Origin of the sequence: Mycobacterium sp. NPDC050441, assembly GCF_040655355.1 — a bacterium.
In the GTDB taxonomy this organism is placed as follows: Bacteria; Actinomycetota; Actinomycetes; order Mycobacteriales; family Mycobacteriaceae; genus Mycobacterium.
Genome location: NZ_JBFAJS010000004.1, coordinates 183,301 through 205,174, shown reverse-complemented (window position 1 = coordinate 205,174; position 21,874 = coordinate 183,301). Strand labels below are relative to the sequence as shown.

Sequence of the window (21,874 nt, the reverse complement as noted above, 5' to 3'; positions counted from 1 at the left end):
TCGCTGCCGTCCGCTGTCTGTCTACTGGCCGTTGATTACTGACGCCTACTGCGCGCGGGGCGGAGCCCCGCGCTCTGCGATCTCGCGGCTCGCGTCGAGATAGCTCAACGCACCGCGGGATCCCGGATCGTAATCGAGGATCGTCATCCCGTACCCGGGGGCTTCCGACACCTTCACGCTCCGCGGGATGACCGTGCGCAACACCTTGTCGCCGAAGTGCTCGCGCACATCCTCGGCGACCTGATCCGCCAGCTTGGTCCGCCCGTCGTACATCGTCAGTATCACGGTGGACACCGACAGCTCCGGGTTGAGATGCGCCTTCACCATCTCGATATTGCGGAGCAGCTGTCCCACACCTTCCAGCGCGTAGTACTCGCACTGAATCGGGATCAGCACCTCGGGCGCGGCCACCAGAGCGTTGATGGTCAGCAACCCGAGGGACGGCGGGCAGTCGATGAAGACGTAGTCGAAGTTGTGGTTCGCCAGGGCCGCGAGCGCCGACCGCAGCCGCCCCTCCCGAGCCACCATGCTGACCAACTCGATCTCGGCGCCAGCCAGATCGATCGTCGCGGGAATGCAGAACAACCGGTCGCTGTGCGGGCTCTGCTGAAGCGCTTCCTCCACCGGGATGTCTCCGATGAGCACTTCGTACGAGGACGGGGTGCCGGGACGATGCTCGATGCCCAACGCCGTGCTGGCGTTGCCCTGTGGGTCGAGATCGATCACCAACGTCCGCAACCCCTGTAGCGCGAGCGCTGCGGCGACGTTCACCGCAGTGGTCGTCTTACCGACGCCGCCCTTCTGGTTGGCGATCGTGAACACGCGTTGGCGCGCCGGCCGGGGAAGCTGCCCGTGCGAGGTATGCAGCACGCGAGTCGCCTGCTCTGCCTCAGCCGCAATCGGGGTGTCCATGCTGGCGTCCGTGGACCACGGCGTCCCGCTGTCGTTTTTCCATGTTTCACGTGAAACCGTTTCACGTGAAACGGCGGGCGTAGCACCCGCGCCAGCGGTTGCCTGCCGATCAGAACCCATTCTCATCTCTTGCCCGATCTCCCCCGCGACCCGGAGGCTCTGCCCGTTGACCGGCTGCCCGGTCTCACCGCTGCTCGCCGCACGGCGACGACGGTTACGGGCGGGTTCAAATAGTTCACGCCACATTTCACCACCCTGGCATCGACTGCACCCAGGGAAGCCATCACACGCCGATGCTCTTCGATCTCAGCCTCAGCGCGCTCGCCTTTGAGGGCGAGCATCCTTCCGTCGACGCGAAGTAGCGGCATGCTCCAACGCGTCAACTTATCCAGCGAGGCAACCGCGCGGGATGTCACCGCATCCAACTCGCCAACGGATTTACGAACCTCGGAGTCTTCCGCTCGACCGCGGACCACCGCCACGTCGAGTCCCAATTCGTCGACCACCTCACGGAGGAACTCGCTGCGACGCAGCAGCGGCTCGATCAACGTGACATGAACATCGGGGCGCGCCAGGGCCACCGGGATACCCGGGAGGCCGGCGCCGCTGCCGATGTCGGCGACGCGCTCATCGGGAGCGAGAAGCTCTCCGAGAGCCGAGCTGTTGAGAATGTGTCGATCCCAGAGCCGGTCCACTTCCCGCGGACCAATCAGACCCCAGTCGACACCGGCACCGGCCAGAATCGCCGCGTACCGTTCGGCGGTCTCCAGACGATCTCCGAAGACCCCCGCCGCGGCGTCCGGTGCCGCGGGGACCGGTCCATGTTTCACGTGAAACATCCTCCGAACTCCCTACGGCACCGTCGCCGCAATAGAACTACACCTGTGTAACTAAACCTCAGCCAAGAAGAACGACGACGCGTCGCGATGGCTCCACGCCCTCGCTCTCGCTGCGGACCCCGTCGACCGCGGCCACGGCGTCGTGAACAATCTTGCGCTCGAACGGAGTCATGGGCGCCAGTTCCTCGCGCTCGCCCGACTCCAGCACGCGATGGGCCACCTTGTCGCCCAGTGCCGCGAGCTCGTCGCGACGACGGCGCCGCCACCGCGCGATGTCCAGCATCAGTCGGCTGCGCTCACCGGTCTTCTGATGCACCGCCAGCCGGGTCAGCTCCTGGAGGGCATCCAGCACCTCGCCCTTGCGGCCGACCAGCTTGGTCAGATCGCCGCCGCCGTCGATGCTCACCACGGCCCGGTCGCCCTCGACATCCAGATCGATATCGCCATCGAAGTCCAGCAGGTCGAGTAGCTCCTCGAGGTAGTCGCCGGCGATCTCGCCTTCCGCGACCAGTCGCTCCTCCAGGTCGTCCCCGCTCTTCGGCGCGGACTGGGTGTCCTCCTCCAGCTCGGCGCTGGGCTCGGTCGTCTGTGCGTCCGTCATGTTCGTCTTCTCCCTACTTGTAGCCAGCGTGAGAACTGGTCACCGTTTCCGCTTCTTGGGGCGTGCACCGGGCCTGGGCGTGCGATTCACGCTCGGGGCCGCCGATTCACCTGCCGCGTCCTGCTCGTCCTTGGTCGCCGCCGCATCCGACTCCATCTCGGCGTCCTCCGTAGCGGCCGCCGCACTCGCGGGCTCGGCCTTACGTGCGCGATTGGGTTTCGCTCCGGGCGCCGGCGCGTTCGCCGAACGACGCTCGATCGCCTCGGCCTTCTTGGCTTCTTCTTCCTTCTCGATCATCCCGAAGACGTAGTGCTGCTGACCGTAGGTCCAGATGTTGTTGGACAGCCAGTAGATGATCACGGCCAGGGGCAGGAACGGTCCACCGACCACCACACCGAGCGGGAACACGTAGAGCGCGAGTTTGTTCATCATCGCGGTCTGCGGGTTGGCGGCGGCCTCCACGCTCTGGCGCGCGACCGAGGCCCGGCTGTTGAAGTGCGTGGCGATGCCGGCCAGGATCATGATCGGAACGCCGACAGCGACCACGGCCAGCCGGTTGAATTCCGTGAACGCCTCCAGGCCGTGCTGCTGGACCATCGTCGCGCCCAGTGGTGCACCGAAAAGGTTGGCGTCGAGGAAGTGACTCACGTCGGTCGCGCTGAAGACATAGTTCGCCAGGCTGCGGTTCTCCTCCACCGACAACCCCAGGCGACCGATGCCGGTCTGAGTCCGGTTGAAGGACATCAACACGTGGTACAGGCCCAGGAACACCGGCACCTGCGCCAGCATCGGCAGGCAGCCGAGGATCGGGTTGAAACCGTGCTCGCGTTGCAGCTTCTGCATCTCCAGCGCCATGCGCTGGCGGTCCTTGCCGTACTTCTTCTGCAGCGCCTTGATCTGTGGCTGCAGTTCCTGCATCTGCCGCGTGGTGCGGATCTGCTTGACGAACGGCTTGTAGAGGATCGCGCGCAGGGTGAAGACCAGGAACATCACCGACAGCGCCCAGGCGAAGAAGTTCTCGGGGCCGAGCAGGAAGGCGAATGCCTTGTACCAAACCCACATAATCGCCGACACCGGGTAATAGATGATGTCCAGGCTGAACCAATTAAACACGCGACTTGCTCTCCCCTCGCTTCGCTGGGGTATCCCAGACAAGGTTTTCGGCGGCGGCGATCCCGCCAGAAACGGTCTCATCAGAACTGACGGACTCGTGATCGTGAGGGCACCTGTCCGGGATGGGATCCCATCCCCCCGGGTGCCACGGTCCGCATTTGAGCAGTCGGATCAACGTCAGCCACCCACCGCGGAACAAGCCGTACTCGGTGAGGGCGTCGACCGCGTATTGACTGCAGGTCGGCATGAACCGGCACGACGGCAGTCGAAGCGGAGAGATGGTGTGGCGGTAGAGCTGAATCAGGAAGATCGCACCGCGGGCTGCACCAGCACCCGCCTTGCGGATCATGGTGAGGTCCTGCGCCGCGCCTCGAGGCGCTCGAGAGCGCGCTGCAACTGCTGCTCCAACCGCGGCGACGGCGCTTCACTGCTGCCGGCGCGAGCCCGGATCACCACGAGGTCCGTGGCATCCAGATGCGGTATGACGGTGCGGGCGGCATGACGCAGCCGCCGGGATACCCGATGACGCTCCACGGCATTCCCGACGGCTTTGGACACGATCAGACCGACCCGCGGGCCGGTTGCGTCCGTCCCCTCGTGTAGCGCGTGTACGACAACGTCAGGTTGAACCGCACGCACGCCACGACTGACGGTGGCACTGAACTCCGCGGACCGCCTCATCCGGTATCGAGCCGGAAGCACCGCGCTAGATCCTGCGTCGAATCACGCAGTAAGTGCGCGACGGCCCTTGCCACGACGGTTGGCGACGATGGCGCGGCCGGCGCGAGTGCGCATCCGCAGCCGGAACCCATGCACGCGCGCACGGCGGCGGTTGTTGGGCTGGTAGGTCCGCTTGCCCTTGGCCACGGCAATCTCTCCTTGTTCCGTTTGGTACCCGCCCACGCCGACACCGAAGTGCCGCCGAAAACGGTTACCGTGCAAGCTCTCTTTAAGCTCGTCCGTCGTGCTTTACTAACCGGCGCGTTCTCCGGAACCTCCCGGGCGCAGCCGTATCGCCACGTGCGGGCGACTGCTCGAGGGTACTGATGAGATTTCCCTTGGTCAAACCTGCGCCGACCCGCATACATGCTCAGTATCCGATGTTGCAGAACTGTTGGCACATCGAGAGAAAACTGTTAGCTTCTGGCAATGCCGTTCCGAGCCTGGAGCGGCCCCGGAAAATGAAACGAGAGATCGCGGCGCGGCGCACGCTCGTAGCATGCGACGAAGCCGGCCACGACGCTCTCATAACAGACAACAGAGCGACGACGACTGTCCTTTCTCCACAAGCTGTGGATAAATATGTGGACAGTTCGTCATCGTTCTTTTTGGTCGTCACCGGGTCGACCTCGAAGCACCTCTAAGGGGGAACAGTCGTTGCCAGCTGACCCCGATCCACCGTTCGTCGCAATCTGGAACAGCGTCGTCGCCGAACTCAACGGCGATCGTGATGCAGACGGTGATCCGGCTCTCCCGCCACTGACTCCCCAGCAAAGAGCCTGGCTCAAGCTGGTGAAACCCCTCGTCATCGCCGAGGGGTTTGCTCTGCTCTCGGTTCCCACGCCGTTTGTCCAGAACGAGATTGAACGGCACCTTCGCGAGCCGATCATCAATGCACTCAGCCGCAAGCTGGGTGAGCGGGTCGAGCTGGGCGTCCGCATCGCCACTCCCCCCGAGGAATCCGAGGACTCCGCCGCCGCGGCTGATTCCGGGTCCACCTCCGGCGAACAGCCTGACGCGACCGCTTCAGCGCAGGCCGCCGACATCGACGAGATCGATGACGACCGCGCCGCCAAGGCGAGCGCCGAAGAGACCTGGCCGACCTACTTCAGCAGTCCGCAGCGGGATTCCACGGTCAGTGACGACAACGCGGTCAATCTCAACCGGCGCTACACCTTCGACACCTTCGTCATCGGTGCGTCCAACCGCTTCGCCCATGCCGCGACCCTCGCCATCGCCGAGGCACCCGCGCGGGCCTACAACCCGTTGTTCATCTGGGGTGAATCCGGCCTCGGCAAGACACATCTGCTGCACGCCGCCGGAAACTATGCGCAACGTCTCTTCCCGGGCATGCGGGTGAAGTACGTCTCCACCGAGGAATTCACGAACGACTTCATCAACTCGCTGCGCGACGACCGCAAGGCCTCGTTCAAGCGCAGTTACCGGGACATAGACATCCTGCTGGTCGATGACATCCAGTTCATCGAGGGTAAGGAAGGTATCCAGGAAGAGTTCTTCCATACCTTCAACACCCTGCACAACGCCAACAAGCAGATCGTCATCTCCTCGGACCGCCCGCCCAAGCAGCTGGCCACCCTCGAGGACCGGCTGCGTACCCGCTTCGAGTGGGGCCTGATCACCGATGTGCAGCCGCCCGAGCTCGAGACGCGTATCGCGATCCTTCGTAAGAAGGCGCAGATGGATCGCCTCGACGTGCCCGATGACGTGCTCGAGCTGATCGCCAGCAGCATCGAACGGAATATCCGCGAGCTCGAGGGTGCGCTCATCCGCGTCACCGCCTTCGCCTCGCTCAACAAGACCCGGATCGACAAGTCGCTGGCCGAAGTCGTGCTGCGCGATCTGATCGCAGACGCCACGACCATGCAGATCAGCACCGCCGCGATCATGGCGGCCACGGCCGAGTACTTCGAGACCACGGTCGAGGAGCTGCGCGGGCCCGGCAAGACCCGGGCACTGGCGCAGTCCCGCCAGATCGCCATGTATCTGTGCCGTGAGCTCACCGATCTGTCCCTGCCCAAGATCGGCCAGGCATTCGGGCGTGATCACACCACGGTCATGTACGCGGAGAAGAAGATCCGCGGCGAGATGGCCGAGCGACGTGAGGTTTTCGACCACGTCAAGGAACTCACCACCCGGATTCGTCAGCGCGCCAAGCGCTGAATCACCCCGCAGTCCCGTCCGGATCGGTGCTCGAGCACCGGGTACCGGCGGTCGATCCTGCGCGCCCGGGGCCTCTCCGTGTCTCACATCGTGGTCTCTTCGGGCCTGTCCGGCGAAAAATCTTGTAACAACTTTCGCCCCAGAACACATCACAAGTCACAGCCGACCGCTGTGGATACTGCTGTGTACAACCTGCGGGCAAACCACGGGATGAATGACAAAATCATCCACACGATGTCATCTGTCCACACTCGGCGGCCGATCCGCGCACCGGTCTCCACAGCCCACTCACATTGCGACACACCTGGGGTACTGGGCAAACACCCGTTCATCCCCAGTTTTCACAGGACCTAATACTGTTACTCAAATATCTTCTAAGAGTTCTTTCTAGAAGAAGGGGCCTGAGGACACCGAACGAAACGGCCCGTCCGTCCGGGCTCGAGAAGCACATGCAAGTCCCATGTCACCCCGGTGGATTAGCTTTCAAGTTGATGCGGAAAGCTCTACGGTGGTTCATCGACAGCGGTTTCAGCTTTGTCATTCAGCGCGGTGCTGCGTGGCGGTGTTCTGGGAAGACGCTGGTAGAGCTCGTTATGGGGATCATCGAAGGGGCGCATAGCACGTGGCGACGACGACGGCTGGGCTGACCGACTTGAAGTTCCGCGTGGTGCGTGAGGACTTCGCGGACGCAGTGGCCTGGGTGGCCCGCAATCTGCCAACCCGGCCCACCATCCCGGTCTTGGCCGGGGTCCTGCTGACCGGCACCGATGATGGTCTGACCATCTCCGGCTTCGACTACGAGGTTTCCGCCGAGGTGCGTGTCAGTGCCGAAATCGCTTCTCCTGGAAGCGTTTTGGTATCCGGACGGTTGCTGTCCGACATCACCAAGGCATTGCCGGCCAAGCCGGTGGAGCTCAGCGTCGAAGGCACCCGGGTGGCTCTGACCTGCGGCAGCGCCCGGTTCTCACTGCCGACCCTGGCGGTCGAGGACTACCCGGCGTTGCCGACGCTGCCCGAGGAGACCGGGGTGGTGTCGTCCGAACTGTTCGCCGAGGCGATCGGCCAGGTGGCCGTCGCTGCCGGCCGGGATGACACCCTGCCGATGCTGACCGGCATCCGCGTCGAGATCTCCGGTGAATCAGTGGTTTTGGCGGCCACCGACCGGTTCCGGCTGGCCGTGCGTGAGCTGACCTGGGAAACCGGTGCCGCCGACATCGAGGCGGCCGTGCTGGTCCCGGCGAAGACGCTGGCCGAGGCGGCCAAGGCCGGCACCGACGGCAACCAGGTGCACCTGTCGCTGGGCTCCGGGGAGTCGGTCGGTAAGGAGGGCCTGCTCGGTATCCGCAGTAACGGCAAGCGCAGCACCACCCGACTGCTGGATGCCGAGTTCCCGAAGTTCCGTCAGCTGCTGCCGAGCGAGCACACCGCAGTCGCGACGATCGGAGTGGCCGAGCTCACCGAGGCGATCAAGCGTGTGGCGCTGGTGGCCGACCGGGGCGCCCAGATCCGGATGGAATTCGGCGAAGACGCGCTGCGTCTTTCGGCCGGCGCCGACGATGTGGGTCGCGCCGAAGAAGACCTGCCGGTGGAGTTCGCCGGTGACCCGCTGACCATCGCGTTCAACCCGACCTACCTCACCGACGGGTTGAGCTCCCTGCGCTCGGACCGGGTGACTTTCGGTTTCACCACGCCGAGTCGCCCTGCCGTGTTGCGTCCCACGGACGAGGATGGTGGTACCGGTGGTGGTTCGGGTCCGTTCCCGGCCGCCAAAACCGATTACGTCTATCTGTTGATGCCGGTTCGCCTTCCTGGCTGACCGGCGCGGTCGAGAAAGGGCGCACATGCAACTGGGGTTGGTCGGCCTGGGCAAGATGGGCTTCAACATGCGCGAGCGCCTGCGCGGGGGTGGCCACGAGGTCGTGGGCTACGACCCTCGTCCGGAAGTCAGCGATGTGGCCAGCCTGGCCGACCTGGCCGGGGCGCTCGAGGCGCCGCGGGTGGTCTGGGTGATGGTGCCGTCGGGCACGGTCACACACGAGACGATCGTCGCGCTCGCCGATGTGCTCGGTGCCGGCGACCTGGTGATCGACGGCGGCAACTCGCGGTACACCGAAGACGGTCCACACGCAAAGCTGTTGGGCGACAAGGGAATCAACTTCATCGACGCCGGGGTGTCGGGTGGTGTCTGGGGTCTGAAGGAAGGGTACGGGCTGATGGTCGGTGGCAGTGACACCGACGTGGCTCGAGCCATGCCGATCTTCGACACGCTCCGTCCCGAGGGTGATGTGGCCGACGGTTTCGTTCACGCCGGTCCCGTAGGCGCCGGTCACTACGCCAAGATGGTGCACAACGGCATCGAGTACGGCCTGATGCACGCCTACGCCGAGGGATACGAGCTGCTGTCGGCCGAGGAACTGATCACCGATCCCCAGGCGGTGATCCAGGCCTGGACCAACGGCACCGTGGTGCGGTCGTGGCTGCAGCAGCTGCTGGCCAGGGCGCTCAAGGAAGACCCCGGTTTCGCTGCGATCAGCGGGTACACCGAGGACTCCGGGGAAGGCCGCTGGACCGTGGAAGAGGCCATCAGCCACCGGGTTCCGATGCCGGTGATCGCCGCGTCGTTGTTCGCCCGGTTCGCCTCGAGACAAGAGGATTCCCCCACCATGAAAGCAGTGTCGGCGCTGCGCAACCAGTTCGGTGGCCACGCTGTGCACCGCATCAGTGAGTCCGGTTAGGTGCGATTCCCATGTATGTCCGCCGCCTGGGGCTGACCGATTACCGGTCCTGGGCACACGTCGAGCTCGAGCTGGAGCCCGGGCGGACCGTGTTTGTCGGTCCGAACGGCTTCGGTAAGACGAATCTCGTTGAGGCACTGTGGTATTGCGCCACGCTGGGGTCACATCGGGTGGCTTCCGACGCGCCGTTGATCCGGGCCGGCGAGCAGCGTGCGATCGTCTCGAGCATCGTGGTCAACGAAGGCCGCGAACTGGCGGTCGATCTCGAGATCACGAACGGCCGGGCCAACAAGGCCCGGCTGAACCGGTCCCCGGTGCGTTCGCCGCGCGAAATCCTCGGGGTCTTGCGCGCGGTGCTGTTCAGTCCGGAGGACCTCGCACTCGTGCGTGGTGATCCAGGTGAACGGCGCCGCTATCTCGACGAGTTGGCCACCACCCGCCGACCGGCCATCGCCGGTATCCGTGCCGACTACGACAAAGTGGTGCGTCAACGCACCGCACTGTTGAAAACCGCTGCGGGAGCGCGCTATCGGGGTGATCACAGTGTGCTGGACACCCTCGATGTGTGGGACGGGCACCTGGCTGCCCACGGTGCGGCCCTGATCGCCGCGCGCATCGCGCTTGTCGAGCAGCTGCATCCCGAGGTGCAGAAGGCCTATCAATTGTTGGCGCCCTCGAGCCGGCCCGCGGCGATCCGGTACCGCTCCGGCGTGGAGGCCATCGCCAACGCTCCCGGTCCCGAGTCCGTCGAGTTCTACGAGGCCGCGCTGCTGGACGCACTGAGCCGTCGTCGCGACGCGGAGTTGGACCGCGGGGTCTGTCTGGTGGGTCCGCACCGCGACGATCTCGAGCTGTGGCTGGGTGACCAACCGGCCAAAGGCTTTGCCAGCCATGGTGAATCGTGGTCGATGGCATTGGCGCTGCGGTTGGGTGCCTACGAGCTGCTGCGGTCGGACGGGGTCGATCCGGTGCTGCTCCTCGACGACGTCTTCGCGGAGTTGGACACCGCGCGTCGTCAGGCCCTGGCGGCGGTGGCCGGCGAAGCCGAACAGGTTCTGGTCACTGCGGCGGTCGGTGAGGACATCCCCCGGGACTGGGCGGTCAACCGCGTCGAGATCAGCATGACCGAAGGGGACCAGGGCCGGCTATCGGTGGTGGAATCATGACGGACAAACCCGAAGAATCTCCAGACCAGGTGTCTCGTGACCCGGCCCCCGCGGCGCCGCCCGAGGATCTCACCCGCATGCGCGGTATGGATCTGGTGCGGCGGACACTCGAAGAGGCTCGAGGCGCGGCGCGCAGCCAGGGTAAGGACGTCGGTCGGGGCCGCAGTGCCCCGGTGCGGCGGGTCGCCGGAAACGTCGGCCGGCGCCGCAGATGGTCGGGTCCGGGTCCCGATGGCCGCGATCCGCAGCTGCTCGGTTCTGCGACCCAGGATCTGGCCAAGGTGCGGGGTTGGTCCTCGAGAGTTGCCGAAGGCTCGGTATTCGGTCGGTGGCGGGCTGTGGTGGGTGACCAGATCGCCGACCATGCCGATCCCACCGGCCTGAACGAGGGGGTGCTGACCGTCTCGGCGGAGTCGACTGCGTGGGCCACCCAGCTTCGAATGGTGCAGTCCCAGGTGCTGGCCAAGATCGCGGCGGCCGTCGGCGACGGGGTGGTGACCTCGTTGAAGATTGTCGGTCCGGTCGGCCCGTCGTGGCGGAAGGGTAAGTATCACGTGTCTGGACGTGGTCCCCGAGACACCTACGGCTAGGTCCCGACGACATTGCGCTGAGAGCTTCGAGACGGCCGAAAGCGATCTCCTGAAGCGTCCGAAGGCACCGATACCCGAGAAATTCCGCGCACGGCGCAGTTAGGTAGGTGAAAACGCCGCTACAGAGTCGGCCCTGTACGTGTCGACCGGTAGACTATGGCGAGATCTGCAGGCGAGATCTGCAGGGCGGTGATGCAACCGCCTCCCGCGAACCCCAAGGAGACGCGTCCGACGTGGCTGCCCAGAATCAGTACGGTGCCGATTCGATCAAAGTGCTGGAAGGCCTCGAAGCCGTTCGCAAACGCCCTGGCATGTACATCGGGTCCACCGGTGAACGCGGCCTGCACCATCTGGTGTGGGAGGTCGTCGACAATGCGGTAGACGAGGCGATGGCCGGGTTCGCCACCAAGGTTGACGTGAGAATCCTCGAGGACGGCGGGGTCCAGGTCACTGACGACGGCCGCGGAATCCCGGTCGCGATGCACTCCACCGGTATCCCCACGATCGACGTTGTGATGACGGTCCTCCATGCCGGCGGCAAGTTCGAGGAGGGCGCCTACCAGGTGTCCGGCGGTCTGCACGGCGTGGGCGTCTCGGTCGTCAACGCGCTGTCCACCCGCTTGGAAGCCGATGTCCGCACCGACGGGTCCGAGTGGTTCCAGACCTATGACAATTCGGTGCCAGGAACCCTGCGAAAGGGTGACAGTACGAAGGAGACCGGTACCACCATCCGGTTCTGGGCGGATCCGAATGTCTTCGAGACCACGGTCTACGACTTCGAGACCATCGCCCGGCGTCTGCAGGAGATGGCGTTCCTCAACAAGGGCCTGACCATTGAGTTGACCGACGAACGGGTCGCCCGGGACGAGGTCGTCGACGAGGTGGTCGCCGATACCGCCGCCGCCCCCAAGACTGCGGAGGAGACGGCGGCCGAGGCCGCGGCACCGCACAAGGTGAAGCACCGGACCTTCCACTACCCGGGCGGTCTGGTCGATTTCGTCAAGCACATCAACCGCACCAAGACCGCGATCCAGCCCAGCGTGATCGATTTCGACGGCAAGGGCACCGGCCACGAGGTCGAGATCGCGATGCAGTGGAATGCCGGTTACTCCGAGTCCGTACACACCTTCGCCAACACCATCAACACCCACGAAGGCGGCACCCACGAAGAGGGTTTCCGCGCTGCGCTGACCACCGTGGTGAACAAGTACGCCAAGGACAAGAAGCTCCTCAAGGACAAGGATCCGAACCTCACCGGCGATGACATTCGTGAGGGGTTGGCGGCGGTCATCTCGGTGAAGGTGGCCCAACCGCAGTTCGAGGGCCAGACGAAGACCAAGCTCGGAAACACCGAGGTCAAGTCGTTTGTTCAGAAGATCTGCAACGAGCAGCTGACCCACTGGTTCGAGGCCAATCCGGCCGAGGCGAAAACTGTGGTGAACAAAGCGGTTTCGTCAGCACAGGCACGTATTGCCGCACGTAAGGCCCGCGAACTGGTCCGGCGCAAGAGCGCGACCGATATCGGCGGCCTGCCCGGCAAGCTGGCCGACTGCCGCTCTACTGATCCGACCAAGTCGGAACTGTATGTGGTGGAGGGTGATTCGGCCGGTGGTTCGGCCAAGAGCGGCCGCGACTCGATGTTCCAGGCCATCCTGCCGTTGCGCGGCAAGATCATCAATGTCGAAAAGGCCCGCATCGACCGGGTTTTGAAGAACACCGAAGTCCAGGCCATCATCACCGCGCTGGGTACCGGCATCCATGACGAGTTCGACATCTCCAAGCTGCGGTATCACAAGATCGTATTGATGGCCGACGCCGACGTCGATGGTCAGCACATCTCCACCCTGCTGTTGACCCTGCTGTTCCGTTTCATGAAACCGCTGGTCGAGCACGGCCACATCTTCCTGGCGCAGCCACCCCTGTACAAGCTGAAATGGCAGCGGCAGGAACCGGAGTTCGCTTACTCCGACCGCGAGCGGGATGGCCTGCTCGAGGCGGGTAAGGCGGCAGGCAAGCGGATCAACGTCGACGACGGCATCCAGCGTTACAAGGGTCTGGGCGAGATGGACGCAAAGGAACTGTGGGAGACGACCATGGACCCGTCGGTCCGGGTGTTACGTCAGGTGACGCTAGATGATGCCGCTGCGGCCGACGAGCTGTTCTCCATCCTGATGGGTGAGGACGTCGAAGCGCGGCGCAGTTTCATCACGCGTAATGCCAGAGACGTTCGCTTCCTGGACGTTTAGGCGGGACCGACGATGCACACAGCATTCATCCGGGTCAAGGTTGCCCCCGAGGCAGCCGAGCGCGCCGGGGAGGCCATGCGGAATCTGGTCGAACCCACCCTGGCCGAGCCGGGTTGCATCACCTATGAGTTCTATCGGGATCTCGAGGACCCGTCGCTGTTCCTTTGTTTCGAACATTGGGACTCGCGGGAGTCGATGGATGCGCACGGAACTACACCGCACGTTGCAACTTTCCTGACGGAGCTGGGCCCGCTGATCGAAAAGTGGGAGTACAACCACACGGCGGCGTTGTGAACCCGAGGACGCACCTGCCCTGCGCGCCACCGTGATTCACGCGGGTCCGCATGGCATTTGACCGCAACAAGCCGAGCCGACGAGCGAGGAACACATGACTGACACCACGTTGCCACCGGGCGACGGAACTTCTGACCGTATCGAACCGGTCGACATCCAGCACGAGATGCAGCGCAGTTACATCGATTACGCCATGAGCGTCATCGTCGGGCGCGCGCTACCCGAGGTGCGCGACGGCCTCAAGCCGGTGCACCGTCGCGTGCTGTACGCGATGTACGACTCCGGTTTCCGTCCGGACCGCAGCCACGCGAAGTCGGCACGCTCGGTGGCCGAGACGATGGGCAACTATCACCCGCACGGTGACTCCTCGATCTACGACACCCTGGTCCGGATGGCTCAGCCATGGTCGTTGCGTTACCCACTTGTCGACGGCCAGGGCAACTTCGGCTCGCCAGGTAACGATCCCGCGGCGGCAATGCGGTACACCGAGGCCCGGCTGACGCCGCTGGCCATGGAGATGTTGCGTGAAATCGACGAGGAGACAGTCGAATTCATCCCCAACTACGACGGCCGGGTGCAGGAGCCCACGGTGCTTCCGAGCCGGTTCCCCAACCTGCTGGCCAACGGTTCGGGCGGTATCGCCGTCGGCATGGCCACCAATATCCCGCCGCACAATCTGCGGGAGTTGGCCGAGGCGGTGTACTGGTGCTTGGAGAACCACGAGGCCGACGAAGAGGCCACCCTGGCCGCGGTGTGCGAGCGGGTCAAGGGTCCGGATTTCCCGACCCACGGCTTGATCGTCGGATCCCAGGGGATCCACGACGCCTACACCACCGGCCGCGGTTCGATCCGGATGCGTGGCGTGGTGGAGATCGAGGAAGACTCGCGCGGGCGCACCGGCATCGTCATCACCGAGTTGCCGTATCAGGTCAACCACGACAACTTCATCACCTCGATCGCCGAGCAGGTGCGTGACGGCAAGCTGGCCGGCATCTCCAACATCGAGGACCAGTCCAGCGACCGGGTCGGTCTGCGAATTGTGGTGGAGCTCAAGCGCGATGCCGTCGCCAAGGTGGTGCTGAACAACCTCTACAAGCACACCCAGCTGCAGACCAGCTTCGGTGCCAACATGCTCTCGATCGTCGACGGGGTGCCGCGCACCCTGCGGCTGGACCAGATGATCCGGCACTACGTCGCGCACCAACTCGATGTCATCGTGCGCCGTACCCGCTACCGGTTGCGCAAGGCCAACGAGCGGGCCCACATCCTGCGCGGTCTGGTCAAGGCGCTCGACGCGCTCGACGAAGTGATCGCCCTGATCCGGGCGTCGCAGACCGTTGAGATCGCCAGGGCCGGCTTGATCGAATTGCTCGACATCGACGAAATCCAGGCCCAGGCGATCCTGGACATGCAGCTGCGCCGGTTGGCTGCCCTGGAACGGCAGAAGATCGTCGACGATCTGGCCAAGATCGAAGCAGAGATCGCCGACCTCGAGGACATTCTGGCCAAACCGGAGCGGCAGCGGGCAATCGTGCACGATGAGCTCGCCGAGATCGTCGAAAAGCATGGTGATGATCGTCGGACCCGCATCATGCCTGCTGACGGTGAGGTCAGCGATGAGGACCTCATCGCCCGCGAGGACGTGGTCGTCACGATCACCGAGACCGGGTATGCCAAGCGCACCAAGACCGACCTCTACCGCAGCCAGAAGCGCGGCGGCAAGGGCGTGCAGGGCGCGGGGCTGAAGGCCGACGACATCGTCAACCACTTCTTCGTCTGCTCGACCCACGACTGGATCCTGTTCTTCACGACGCAGGGCAGGGTGTACCGGGCCAAGGCCTACGAGCTGCCGGAAACCTCGCGGACCGCGCGCGGTCAGCATGTGGCGAACCTGCTGGCCTTCCAGCCGGAGGAGCGCATCGCCCAGGTCATCCAGATCAAGAGCTACGAGGATGCGCCGTACCTGGTGCTGGCCACCCGCAACGGTCTGGTGAAGAAGTCCAGGTTGGTCGACTTCGACTCCAACCGCTCCGGCGGCATCGTCGCGGTCAACTTGCGCGACGGTGATGAGCTGGTCGGTGCGGTGCTGTGCTCGGCGGAGGACGACCTGCTGTTGGTGAGCGCCAACGGGCAGTCGATCCGCTTCTCCGCAACCGACGAGGCGCTGCGGCCGATGGGTCGTGCCACCTCGGGCGTGCAGGGCATGCGATTCAACGAGGACGACCGGCTGCTGTCGCTCAATGTGGTCCAACCGGACACGTATCTGCTGGTCGCGACCGCGGGCGGGTACGCCAAACGCACCGCGATCGACGAGTACACGGTCCAGGGTCGCGGCGGCAAGGGCATCCTGACGATCCAGTACGACCGCAAACGTGGCAGTCTGGTCGGAGCGCTGATCGTCGATGACGAGACGGAGCTGTACGCCATCACCTCCGGGGGCGGTGTCATCCGGACCGCCGCACGTCAGGTTCGTAAGGCTGGGCGTCAAACCAAGGGTGTCCGCTTGATGAACCTGGGCGAGGGCGACACACTGATTGCGATTGCGCGCAACGCCGAGGAGGACTCGGAAGCGGATGAGGCTGAGTCCGACGAGGAGTGACGCTGTCGCTGAGGCCCGACCCGGACCTCGGCCTGAGCTAAGGAGCTGTTAGGTGAGTTCACCGAACGAGCCGGGGTACCCGCGAGCGGGCGACCGGCCCGGCAGCTCCAATGGCTCAGCTACCGGGGCCGCAGGGGCCGAGGCGAATCAGGCTGCGAGCAAAGCGGCCGGGACGCAGGCTCGCGCCGCCGGCGGCCAGATCACCGAGACCGGTGAGGCGCCGCCGTGGCAGCGCGGTACCGCCCGCACCACGCCGCAGCCGGCGACCGAGACGCGCGAGGAAAGTGCCCGCACTCCGGGCTCCCACTCCCCCGGTGTGGAAGCCCGGCTGCAGCGTTTCGTGGCCGGCACGGAGGCGAAGGACACCGAGCAGCAGGCCCGGCCTGCCCGCCCGGCCACGCCTGCCCCGGCGGCCACGCGTAACGAGCCGGTGCGGGCCGAGGCCTATGCGAGTGAGATCCCGGACCTGTCCGGGCCCTCACCGCGTACCCCACAACGCAAGGCGGCCCCTGAAGCGCCGTCGGCCAGAAGCTCGAGCAACAGCCCGACCACCCGGATCCAGGTCGCCAACCGCGGCTCGCATCAGGGTCCGGTCCGGGCCAGCATGCAGATCCGGCGGGTCGACCCGTGGACTGTGCTCAAGGTCTCACTGGTGCTGTCGGTGGTGCTGTTCTTCGTGTGGATGATCGCGGTGGCATTCCTGTACCTGGTGCTCGGCGCCATGGGGGTGTGGAGCAAGCTCAACAGCAATGTCGGCGACCTCCTGACCAGTGCCAGCGGCGCGTCGGGAGGCGAATTGGTCTCCAGCGGAACGATCTTCGGCGGGGCGGCGCTGGTCGGCCTGGTGAATATCGTCGTGCTGTGTGCGATGGCGACCATCGGGGCCTTCATCTACAACCTCACCACCGATCTGGTCGGCGGGGTCGAGGTCACGCTGGCCGACAGGGATTGATTTGGGACTCTGCGCTCCGGTGCGGTAATCTCTGCGCTCGGTCGATCCCAATTTTCGGGCCTATAGCTCAGGTGGTTAGAGCGCTTCGCTGATAACGAAGAGGTCGGAGGTTCGAGTCCTCCTAGGCCCACGACACCCGGTGTAGCCGGTGATCACCGAGAGGTTGTGCCATGCGGTTCATGCTTCTGGCCGGCATCGCAGCCGTCGCGGTGATCGTATGGCGATCACGACACGGTGAAGAAGTTTGGCACGAGGCGGATACCCCGCAGTCGCGTCCGAGCGAGGGGCCTTAGCTCAGTTGGTAGAGCGCTGCCTTTGCAAGGCAGATGTCAGGAGTTCGAATCTCCTAGGCTCCACAATCAAAGATCAGGTCAAAGCGGTTCCGGTGACAGTTGTCCGGGGCCGCTTTTTTCGTCCGTGACCACAGACCGCCCGAGCTGTCTGAGGCACGGTTCTGACGCCGGATGCCGCCCGATCGGCGTGCTTGAATGTAGTCGGGAGCTTTCGGGCAATCGGGGGGCAAACTGTGGTCCGCAAGATGGTGAGCATGTTGCTCGCGCTGGCGCTCGCATCGGGGCTGCTCTGGGCGTCGGCGATCGACGGGTCCGTGCTCCCCGTGGCTCGCTCCAACACTTTTGACACGGTATGTCCCGATGTCGCCACCCAACTCGCGTCGTGGACCCAGCGCGCGGACGATCACAACAACCGGTCCGGCAGCATCAACACCTACGACCATGCCGCGGTCGACGCGTACAACGCCGAGAAGGCACAGCTCGAGGCCGAACGCAGCGCGCTCATGCCGCGCGTCGACGCTTGCGACGCCGCGGTCGCGGGGCTCACACCCAAGGACCCGGCAGGCCTACAGTTGGCCAATCCAACGGCCGCCCAACGGCTCGCGATCGACAATGCGAGGAAAGGGATCCCGGCGGGCTATCAGCCGCCGTCCGTACGCAAGGGAAATCGGGAAACCGTTCCCAAGAACGCGCCGGAACGGCCACTGTACGAGGCGCTGCGCGGCGACAACCCGGGGAACGTGCCGAAAGATGTCCGCCTGGCCGGTAAAGCCGCGCCGCGAGCAGGCGCTCCCGACCCGGTCTATCCGGGACAGAGAATCGGAGAGACAAAGGCCGGCGACGCGAAAGTTTCGCCGGACCATATCGTTCCGCTGGCCGAGCTGATCAAGCTGCCCGGTTTCCTGAAGTTGACCTCAGATCAGATGCTCATCCTGTCGCAGCTACCGCTGAACTACCAATGGCTGTCCTGGACCGCGAACACCGCCAAGAATTCCGGCAGTGCCGCACGCATGCTGCCGAAAGCCGACCCGAACTGGGCGGGAAAACAGATACAGCTACAGAACGAGACCCGTAATCAGCTGCAGGACATCATCAACAACCTCGTCAAGGCCAACGGAGGATGAGTGGCGTGGAGATCGACTTCGATCAAGTGGCCGCCGAATTGACCTCGAAAGGCAAGGCCGAGTTGATCATGCCGGATTCTGCGCGGGCTGCCGAGGTTCCGGAACGCTGGCGCGGGGTCCTGGGCGGCACCAGCGCGGAGGAGCGCCGCCGCGTGGCGGTGTCGCTCTGGGACGACGATTTTCTGGCGATGATCCCGGGGTTCGCGGAGGTGCTGCGCGATCAGCTCATCGACGTCCGCGTCTTCTGGGTCGACGCGGTCAAAAGCCGGTTCTTCGTATTGGTCTACGTCGTCGAGCACGGCGAGGAAGGGCACGTGTGCTGGATGGCTTGGGATCCGGCCACCTTCGGTGACACTCCCCGGTTCTGGGACACCTTCCCTGCGCCCATGCAGAACTTTCTGCGCGGCACCCACGCCGGATTCACCGCGACGGATTGGGAGTCCTACGGCGTGATGCGGCCGTCCGACTTCGAGACCTTCGCCGAATACGGAGAGTGGCCCGACGGGATCCCTGGCTGGATGGACGGCTACGAGGACGGGTACGACACCGGCTACGACGGGGAGCGGTACCGGCGGATCGAGTCCACCCGGCTGGTGGTGTTCACCAAGGACGCCGGCCACCTTTTCTACTGCACCTCACCGGATCTGCAAGTAGGCCAGGTAGCCCTGGTGTATGACGGTGACGTCGACCCGCCGAAAGATTTCGGTACCGAACTCGACCAGCTCATGACGCGCCGATTGGATGTGTGATGACCGGACCAGCGTCGCCGACACCACCACCGTTCGGCGGTGACCCGAACCCTCCGGGCCAGCCGGGCTGGGGGCTGCCGCAACAGCCTTATCCGCCAACGGGTTACGGGCATCAAGGGGGCTATCCCCCGCCCGGGTACCCGCCGCCCGGCAACATCCCGCCGGGCTACCCGTTTCCCGGCGCTGGTCAGTTCCCACCTCCGCTCCAGGGATATCCGCAACAGTGGCCCGGGTACCAGCAGCAGCCGCCGGACGGCGGTCCCCGCCGGTCCAAGTTGCTGATTGCGTCGGCGATCGCTGTACCAGTGGTACTGGTCCTGTGTGGTGTTGGCGGCTGGGTGTGGTTCTCGCGCAGCCGGGATGAGGGGGCGATCAAGGACGCCGCTGCGCAGTTCGCCAATGCGATAGACACCCAGGATCAGGACAAGTTCCTGGCGGCACTGTGCGAGGAAGAGCGCGACCTGGTCACCGACGGTGACGGATTCGATCCCGCCGACTCCGGACCGGGAACGAAGGACCCCAGCGAACCGTTCGAAGTCACCGACGTCACGGTCAAAGACGATGTGGCGCAGGTCGAATACCTGCGACCGACGTCCAACCTCTCCGGTTCCCTGTTCTTGCGCAAAGAATCAGGGGCGTGGAAGGTATGCGACCCAGCCGAAGAGCAGTTCAACAAATAGCCGGGAGCAGCGGCGTCAGGGCTTCGGGTTGACCTCGACGCTGGGCGGCAGCGATGAGGGCTCGGGGCGGCGGGTGGACCGCCGCACGATCGAGAACGCCACGGCCCCACCGGCCAGGACTGCTGCGGCAACCCCGGCGATCACCAGCCGGCGGTGACGCCGCTTGGGCTCCGGGGCTGCGGCCGCCTCTTGCAGCACCACGGGCAGCGCGGCCACGGCCTGTGCGGCCGCGGCGAGTTGACGGCGCAGCTTGCCCGACTCGTAGCGCTTGTGCAGACCAGCCGCCGCGGCGGACACGGTGTTGGCGCTCAGCCCCACCACGCCGCGGGTCACGTCGACCGGACCGACAGTGCTGTATTTCAAACCGCGGGCTAGGCGCTGACGGGGGGCCAATCGGGTATCGACGTTCGCGGTCATCTGGCACCTTTCTGGGCACTGGCGGGCGTTGGCGGCGGGCCTGAGTGGGCTGTTTGTCGGCTGAGATCCAGACTGCCATCTCTGCGCGAGTCTGGGGCGCTTGGTGGGGTATCTGACCGTTGCCGCGAGCAGGGATGGCAGACTGGGTAGCCGTGACGAGCCCCATTCAGACCGCGACGGCGACACTGCACACCAACCGCGGCGACATCAAGATCGCACTGTTCGGAAACCACGCTCCCAAGACCGTGGCCAACTTCGTCGGCTTGGCGCAGGGCACCAAGGACTACACAACCGAGAACGCCTCGGGCGGTACGTCCGGTCCGTTCTACGACGGCGTCATCTTCCACCGGGTCATCGACGGCTTCATGATCCAGGGCGGCGACCCGACCGGCACCGGCCGCGGCGACGCCGGCTACAAGTTCGCCGACGAGTTCCACCCCGAGCTCCAGTTCGACAAGCCCTACCTGCTGGCCATGGCCAACGCCGGGCCGGGCACCAACGGCTCCCAGTTCTTCATCACGGTCGGCCAGACGCCGCACCTGAACCGGCGCCACACCATCTTCGGTGAGGTTGTCGACCCCGAGTCGCAGAAGGTTGTCGACGCGATCGCGTCCACCCCCACCGATCGCTCTGACCGCCCGACCGATCCGGTCGTCGTCGAATCGATCACCGTGTCATAACGGGGTATCCCCCGCACATACCAATGCGCGACGCCCCCGGGAGCCGGGGGCGTCGCGTGTTGTGTGGGGTGCTTCCTTTTCCCGGGCCTACCGGGCCGAGAAACCGGCCTGGGTGAGCGCGTCGAGGACGTCGAGCGGGTCTGTTCCCAGATCCCACCGCGTGAGGACCACCAGCCGGTCATCGGCCGTGTCGATCTCCAGCAGCCGGACCTTGCGGGCGATGCGGCGGAACTCGGTGATGCGGATCGTTCGGATCTCATTACGACGATATGTCCGGGCGTGCCACCAACCGGCGACGGTGAGACTGTCTTGGTTGATTGCCAGTTTTGGCCGGGCTCGCCACGACAATGTTGCGAACGTGAGCAATCCCACGCCAGCTATGCCGGCAAGAACACGTCCGGGCGGGTCTGTGATCACGGTCACAGCTGCGATAGCCATCGCTATTCCGGCTATGGCGCAACCTGCGACTCCAGCGGTGGGTGGGCTCCATTGAGTTTGCTGCACGGCTTCTTCACACCCTCTTACCGCGACTAATGGAGTTATCCACAGGTGCTATCCCCAATGGGGATGAATCACAACGATGTGATTGAGCATCGTCGACGTTGCTGAGCTGGTAACGCTGAAAACGTAAGATGAATTCATTATCGTCTGGTCTCGGGTCAGCGCCAGCGCATCGTGAGCAACAGCCCACTGATCATGAAGGCAAATGCGATCGCGTAGTTCCACGGACCCAGGTCAGCCATCCACTGAAGGAAGGACGGGGTGTCCACGGGGTTGGTCGCGGCCAGCTGGAAAACCAGCAGCCACACCAGACCGAACAGCATGAGGCCGATGAACAGCGCGACGAACCACGCACTCGACGGCCCGGCTTTCACCTTGACCGGAGTCCGGCTCACCTGCTTGACGGTGAAATCGTTCTTCTTACGGACTTTGGACTTGGGCATGGGTACCTTCGCGGACAGTCGGCGTCGTTCGGTGCGACG

The 21,874-nt window shown here is 64.8% G+C and carries 23 protein-coding genes and 2 tRNA genes; 15 read left to right on the top strand and 10 right to left on the bottom strand.

Going from position 1 to position 21,874, the window contains the following annotated elements; all coding sequences use genetic code 11:
- Positions 1 to 45: 45 nt before the first annotated feature.
- The 7 genes from AB0I14_RS13855 to rpmH all read right to left on the bottom strand — a co-directional run bounded on the left by AB0I14_RS13855 (position 46) and on the right by rpmH (position 4,332).
- Positions 46 to 912, bottom strand: coding sequence for a ParA family protein (locus tag AB0I14_RS13855; protein ID WP_358021831.1), 867 nt, complete (start codon positions 910 to 912; stop codon positions 46 to 48).
- A gap of 122 nt (positions 913 to 1,034) precedes the next feature.
- Positions 1,035 to 1,751 carry a 16S rRNA (guanine(527)-N(7))-methyltransferase RsmG gene (gene rsmG, locus AB0I14_RS13850; protein WP_358021828.1) on the bottom strand — a complete coding sequence of 239 codons (717 nt, stop codon included), beginning with the start codon at positions 1,749 to 1,751 and terminating at the stop codon, positions 1,035 to 1,037.
- Positions 1,752 to 1,809: 58 nt separating this feature from the next.
- On the bottom strand, positions 1,810 to 2,352 hold the full coding sequence (locus tag AB0I14_RS13845; protein ID WP_358021825.1) for a R3H domain-containing nucleic acid-binding protein: 543 nt from the start codon (positions 2,350 to 2,352) through the stop codon (positions 1,810 to 1,812).
- Positions 2,353 to 2,391: 39 nt separating this feature from the next.
- Entirely contained in the window at positions 2,392 to 3,414 is a 1,023-nt protein-coding gene (gene yidC, locus AB0I14_RS13840) for a membrane protein insertase YidC (RefSeq protein WP_358022812.1), read from the bottom strand.
- A gap of 43 nt (positions 3,415 to 3,457) precedes the next feature.
- Positions 3,458 to 3,814, bottom strand: a complete 357-nt coding sequence (yidD, locus tag AB0I14_RS13835; protein WP_358021822.1) for a membrane protein insertion efficiency factor YidD — start codon at positions 3,812 to 3,814, stop codon at positions 3,458 to 3,460.
- A complete protein-coding gene (gene rnpA, locus AB0I14_RS13830; RefSeq protein WP_358021819.1) occupies positions 3,811 to 4,167 on the bottom strand; it encodes a ribonuclease P protein component in 357 nt (118 codons plus the stop codon). The genes yidD and rnpA overlap by 4 nt, the downstream gene beginning before the upstream one ends.
- A 21-nt stretch (positions 4,168 to 4,188) precedes the next feature.
- Positions 4,189 to 4,332, bottom strand: coding sequence for a 50S ribosomal protein L34 (gene rpmH, locus AB0I14_RS13825; RefSeq protein ID WP_055119217.1), 144 nt, complete (start codon positions 4,330 to 4,332; stop codon positions 4,189 to 4,191).
- Between the two features lie 510 nt (positions 4,333 to 4,842).
- Between rpmH and dnaA the strand changes: the two genes are divergently transcribed.
- The 14 genes from dnaA (at position 4,843) to AB0I14_RS13755 (ending at position 19,794) form a co-directional block, all read left to right on the top strand.
- Positions 4,843 to 6,366: a chromosomal replication initiator protein DnaA gene (dnaA, locus tag AB0I14_RS13820; protein ID WP_358021816.1), complete on the top strand. Its 1,524-nt coding sequence runs from the start codon at positions 4,843 to 4,845 to the stop codon at positions 6,364 to 6,366.
- A 622-nt stretch (positions 6,367 to 6,988) separates the two neighbouring features.
- Positions 6,989 to 8,182: a DNA polymerase III subunit beta gene (dnaN, locus tag AB0I14_RS13815; protein WP_358021813.1), complete on the top strand. Its 1,194-nt coding sequence runs from the start codon at positions 6,989 to 6,991 to the stop codon at positions 8,180 to 8,182.
- Positions 8,175 to 9,101 (top strand): phosphogluconate dehydrogenase (NAD(+)-dependent, decarboxylating), encoded by a 927-nt coding sequence (gene gnd, locus AB0I14_RS13810; RefSeq protein WP_358022809.1) that lies wholly within the window; start codon positions 8,175 to 8,177, stop codon positions 9,099 to 9,101. Before dnaN ends, gnd begins: the two co-directional genes overlap by 8 nt.
- Before the next feature lie 11 nt (positions 9,102 to 9,112).
- Positions 9,113 to 10,267: a DNA replication/repair protein RecF gene (gene recF, locus AB0I14_RS13805; RefSeq protein ID WP_358021810.1), complete on the top strand. Its 1,155-nt coding sequence runs from the start codon at positions 9,113 to 9,115 to the stop codon at positions 10,265 to 10,267.
- A complete protein-coding gene (locus AB0I14_RS13800; RefSeq protein WP_358021808.1) occupies positions 10,264 to 10,857 on the top strand; it encodes a DUF721 family protein in 594 nt (197 codons plus the stop codon). Before recF ends, AB0I14_RS13800 begins: the two co-directional genes overlap by 4 nt.
- Before the next feature lie 233 nt (positions 10,858 to 11,090).
- The gene (gyrB, locus tag AB0I14_RS13795; protein WP_358021806.1) at positions 11,091 to 13,103 is read left to right on the top strand and encodes a DNA topoisomerase (ATP-hydrolyzing) subunit B; all 2,013 of its coding nucleotides are present in this window, start codon (positions 11,091 to 11,093) and stop codon (positions 13,101 to 13,103) included.
- A gap of 12 nt (positions 13,104 to 13,115) precedes the next feature.
- Entirely contained in the window at positions 13,116 to 13,397 is a 282-nt protein-coding gene (locus AB0I14_RS13790) for a putative quinol monooxygenase (protein ID WP_358021803.1), read from the top strand.
- Between the two features lie 94 nt (positions 13,398 to 13,491).
- Positions 13,492 to 15,996, top strand: a complete 2,505-nt coding sequence (gyrA, locus tag AB0I14_RS13785; RefSeq protein ID WP_358021800.1) for a DNA gyrase subunit A — start codon at positions 13,492 to 13,494, stop codon at positions 15,994 to 15,996.
- Positions 15,997 to 16,048: 52 nt separating this feature from the next.
- Positions 16,049 to 16,948 carry a DUF3566 domain-containing protein gene (locus tag AB0I14_RS13780; RefSeq protein ID WP_358021797.1) on the top strand — a complete coding sequence of 300 codons (900 nt, stop codon included), beginning with the start codon at positions 16,049 to 16,051 and terminating at the stop codon, positions 16,946 to 16,948.
- A gap of 56 nt (positions 16,949 to 17,004) precedes the next feature.
- Positions 17,005 to 17,078 (top strand) — tRNA-Ile (locus AB0I14_RS13775).
- A 153-nt stretch (positions 17,079 to 17,231) separates the two neighbouring features.
- Positions 17,232 to 17,304, top strand: a tRNA-Ala gene (locus AB0I14_RS13770).
- A gap of 191 nt (positions 17,305 to 17,495) precedes the next feature.
- Entirely contained in the window at positions 17,496 to 18,365 is an 870-nt protein-coding gene (locus tag AB0I14_RS13765; RefSeq protein ID WP_358021794.1) for a hypothetical protein, read from the top strand.
- Between the two features lie 5 nt (positions 18,366 to 18,370).
- Positions 18,371 to 19,114: a hypothetical protein gene (locus AB0I14_RS13760; protein ID WP_358021791.1), complete on the top strand. Its 744-nt coding sequence runs from the start codon at positions 18,371 to 18,373 to the stop codon at positions 19,112 to 19,114.
- Positions 19,114 to 19,794, top strand: a complete 681-nt coding sequence (locus AB0I14_RS13755) for a hypothetical protein (protein ID WP_358021788.1) — start codon at positions 19,114 to 19,116, stop codon at positions 19,792 to 19,794. The genes AB0I14_RS13760 and AB0I14_RS13755 overlap by 1 nt, the downstream gene beginning before the upstream one ends.
- Before the next feature lie 15 nt (positions 19,795 to 19,809).
- Here the strand turns inward: AB0I14_RS13755 and cwsA are convergent, their stop codons facing one another.
- Positions 19,810 to 20,211 (bottom strand): cell wall synthesis protein CwsA, encoded by a 402-nt coding sequence (gene cwsA, locus AB0I14_RS13750; RefSeq protein WP_358021786.1) that lies wholly within the window; start codon positions 20,209 to 20,211, stop codon positions 19,810 to 19,812.
- A gap of 134 nt (positions 20,212 to 20,345) precedes the next feature.
- Here cwsA and AB0I14_RS13745 point away from each other — a divergent pair, with 134 nt between their 5' ends.
- The gene (locus tag AB0I14_RS13745) at positions 20,346 to 20,891 is read left to right on the top strand and encodes a peptidylprolyl isomerase (protein ID WP_358021784.1); all 546 of its coding nucleotides are present in this window, start codon (positions 20,346 to 20,348) and stop codon (positions 20,889 to 20,891) included.
- Positions 20,892 to 20,978: 87 nt separating this feature from the next.
- Here AB0I14_RS13745 and AB0I14_RS13740 read toward each other — a convergent pair whose 3' ends face one another.
- On the bottom strand, positions 20,979 to 21,395 hold the full coding sequence (locus AB0I14_RS13740) for a PH domain-containing protein (RefSeq protein ID WP_358021781.1): 417 nt from the start codon (positions 21,393 to 21,395) through the stop codon (positions 20,979 to 20,981).
- Positions 21,396 to 21,550: 155 nt separating this feature from the next.
- A complete protein-coding gene (gene crgA, locus AB0I14_RS13735) occupies positions 21,551 to 21,835 on the bottom strand; it encodes a cell division protein CrgA (RefSeq protein WP_358021778.1) in 285 nt (94 codons plus the stop codon).
- Positions 21,836 to 21,874 lie beyond the last annotated feature (39 nt).

Excerpts from the sequence above, each read along its gene's own strand:
- AB0I14_RS13855 (WP_358021831.1), bottom strand. The coding sequence starts at position 912 with ATGGACACCCCGATTGCGGCTGAGGCAGAGCAGGCGACTCGCGTGCTG.
- rsmG (WP_358021828.1), bottom strand. The coding sequence starts at position 1,751 with ATGTTTCACGTGAAACATGGACCGGTCCCCGCGGCACCGGACGCCGCG.
- AB0I14_RS13845 (WP_358021825.1), bottom strand. The coding sequence starts at position 2,352 with ATGACGGACGCACAGACGACCGAGCCCAGCGCCGAGCTGGAGGAGGAC.
- yidC (WP_358022812.1), bottom strand. The coding sequence starts at position 3,414 with ATGTGGGTTTGGTACAAGGCATTCGCCTTCCTGCTCGGCCCCGAGAAC.
- yidD (WP_358021822.1), bottom strand. The coding sequence starts at position 3,814 with ATGATCCGCAAGGCGGGTGCTGGTGCAGCCCGCGGTGCGATCTTCCTG.
- recF (WP_358021810.1), top strand. The coding sequence starts at position 9,113 with ATGTATGTCCGCCGCCTGGGGCTGACCGATTACCGGTCCTGGGCACAC.
- AB0I14_RS13800 (WP_358021808.1), top strand. The coding sequence starts at position 10,264 with ATGACGGACAAACCCGAAGAATCTCCAGACCAGGTGTCTCGTGACCCG.
- AB0I14_RS13790 (WP_358021803.1), top strand. The coding sequence starts at position 13,116 with ATGCACACAGCATTCATCCGGGTCAAGGTTGCCCCCGAGGCAGCCGAG.
- gyrA (WP_358021800.1), top strand. The coding sequence starts at position 13,492 with ATGACTGACACCACGTTGCCACCGGGCGACGGAACTTCTGACCGTATC.
- AB0I14_RS13765 (WP_358021794.1), top strand. The coding sequence starts at position 17,496 with ATGTTGCTCGCGCTGGCGCTCGCATCGGGGCTGCTCTGGGCGTCGGCG.
- AB0I14_RS13755 (WP_358021788.1), top strand. The coding sequence starts at position 19,114 with ATGACCGGACCAGCGTCGCCGACACCACCACCGTTCGGCGGTGACCCG.
- cwsA (WP_358021786.1), bottom strand. The coding sequence starts at position 20,211 with ATGACCGCGAACGTCGATACCCGATTGGCCCCCCGTCAGCGCCTAGCC.
- AB0I14_RS13745 (WP_358021784.1), top strand. The coding sequence starts at position 20,346 with ATGGCAGACTGGGTAGCCGTGACGAGCCCCATTCAGACCGCGACGGCG.
- crgA (WP_358021778.1), bottom strand. The coding sequence starts at position 21,835 with ATGCCCAAGTCCAAAGTCCGTAAGAAGAACGATTTCACCGTCAAGCAG.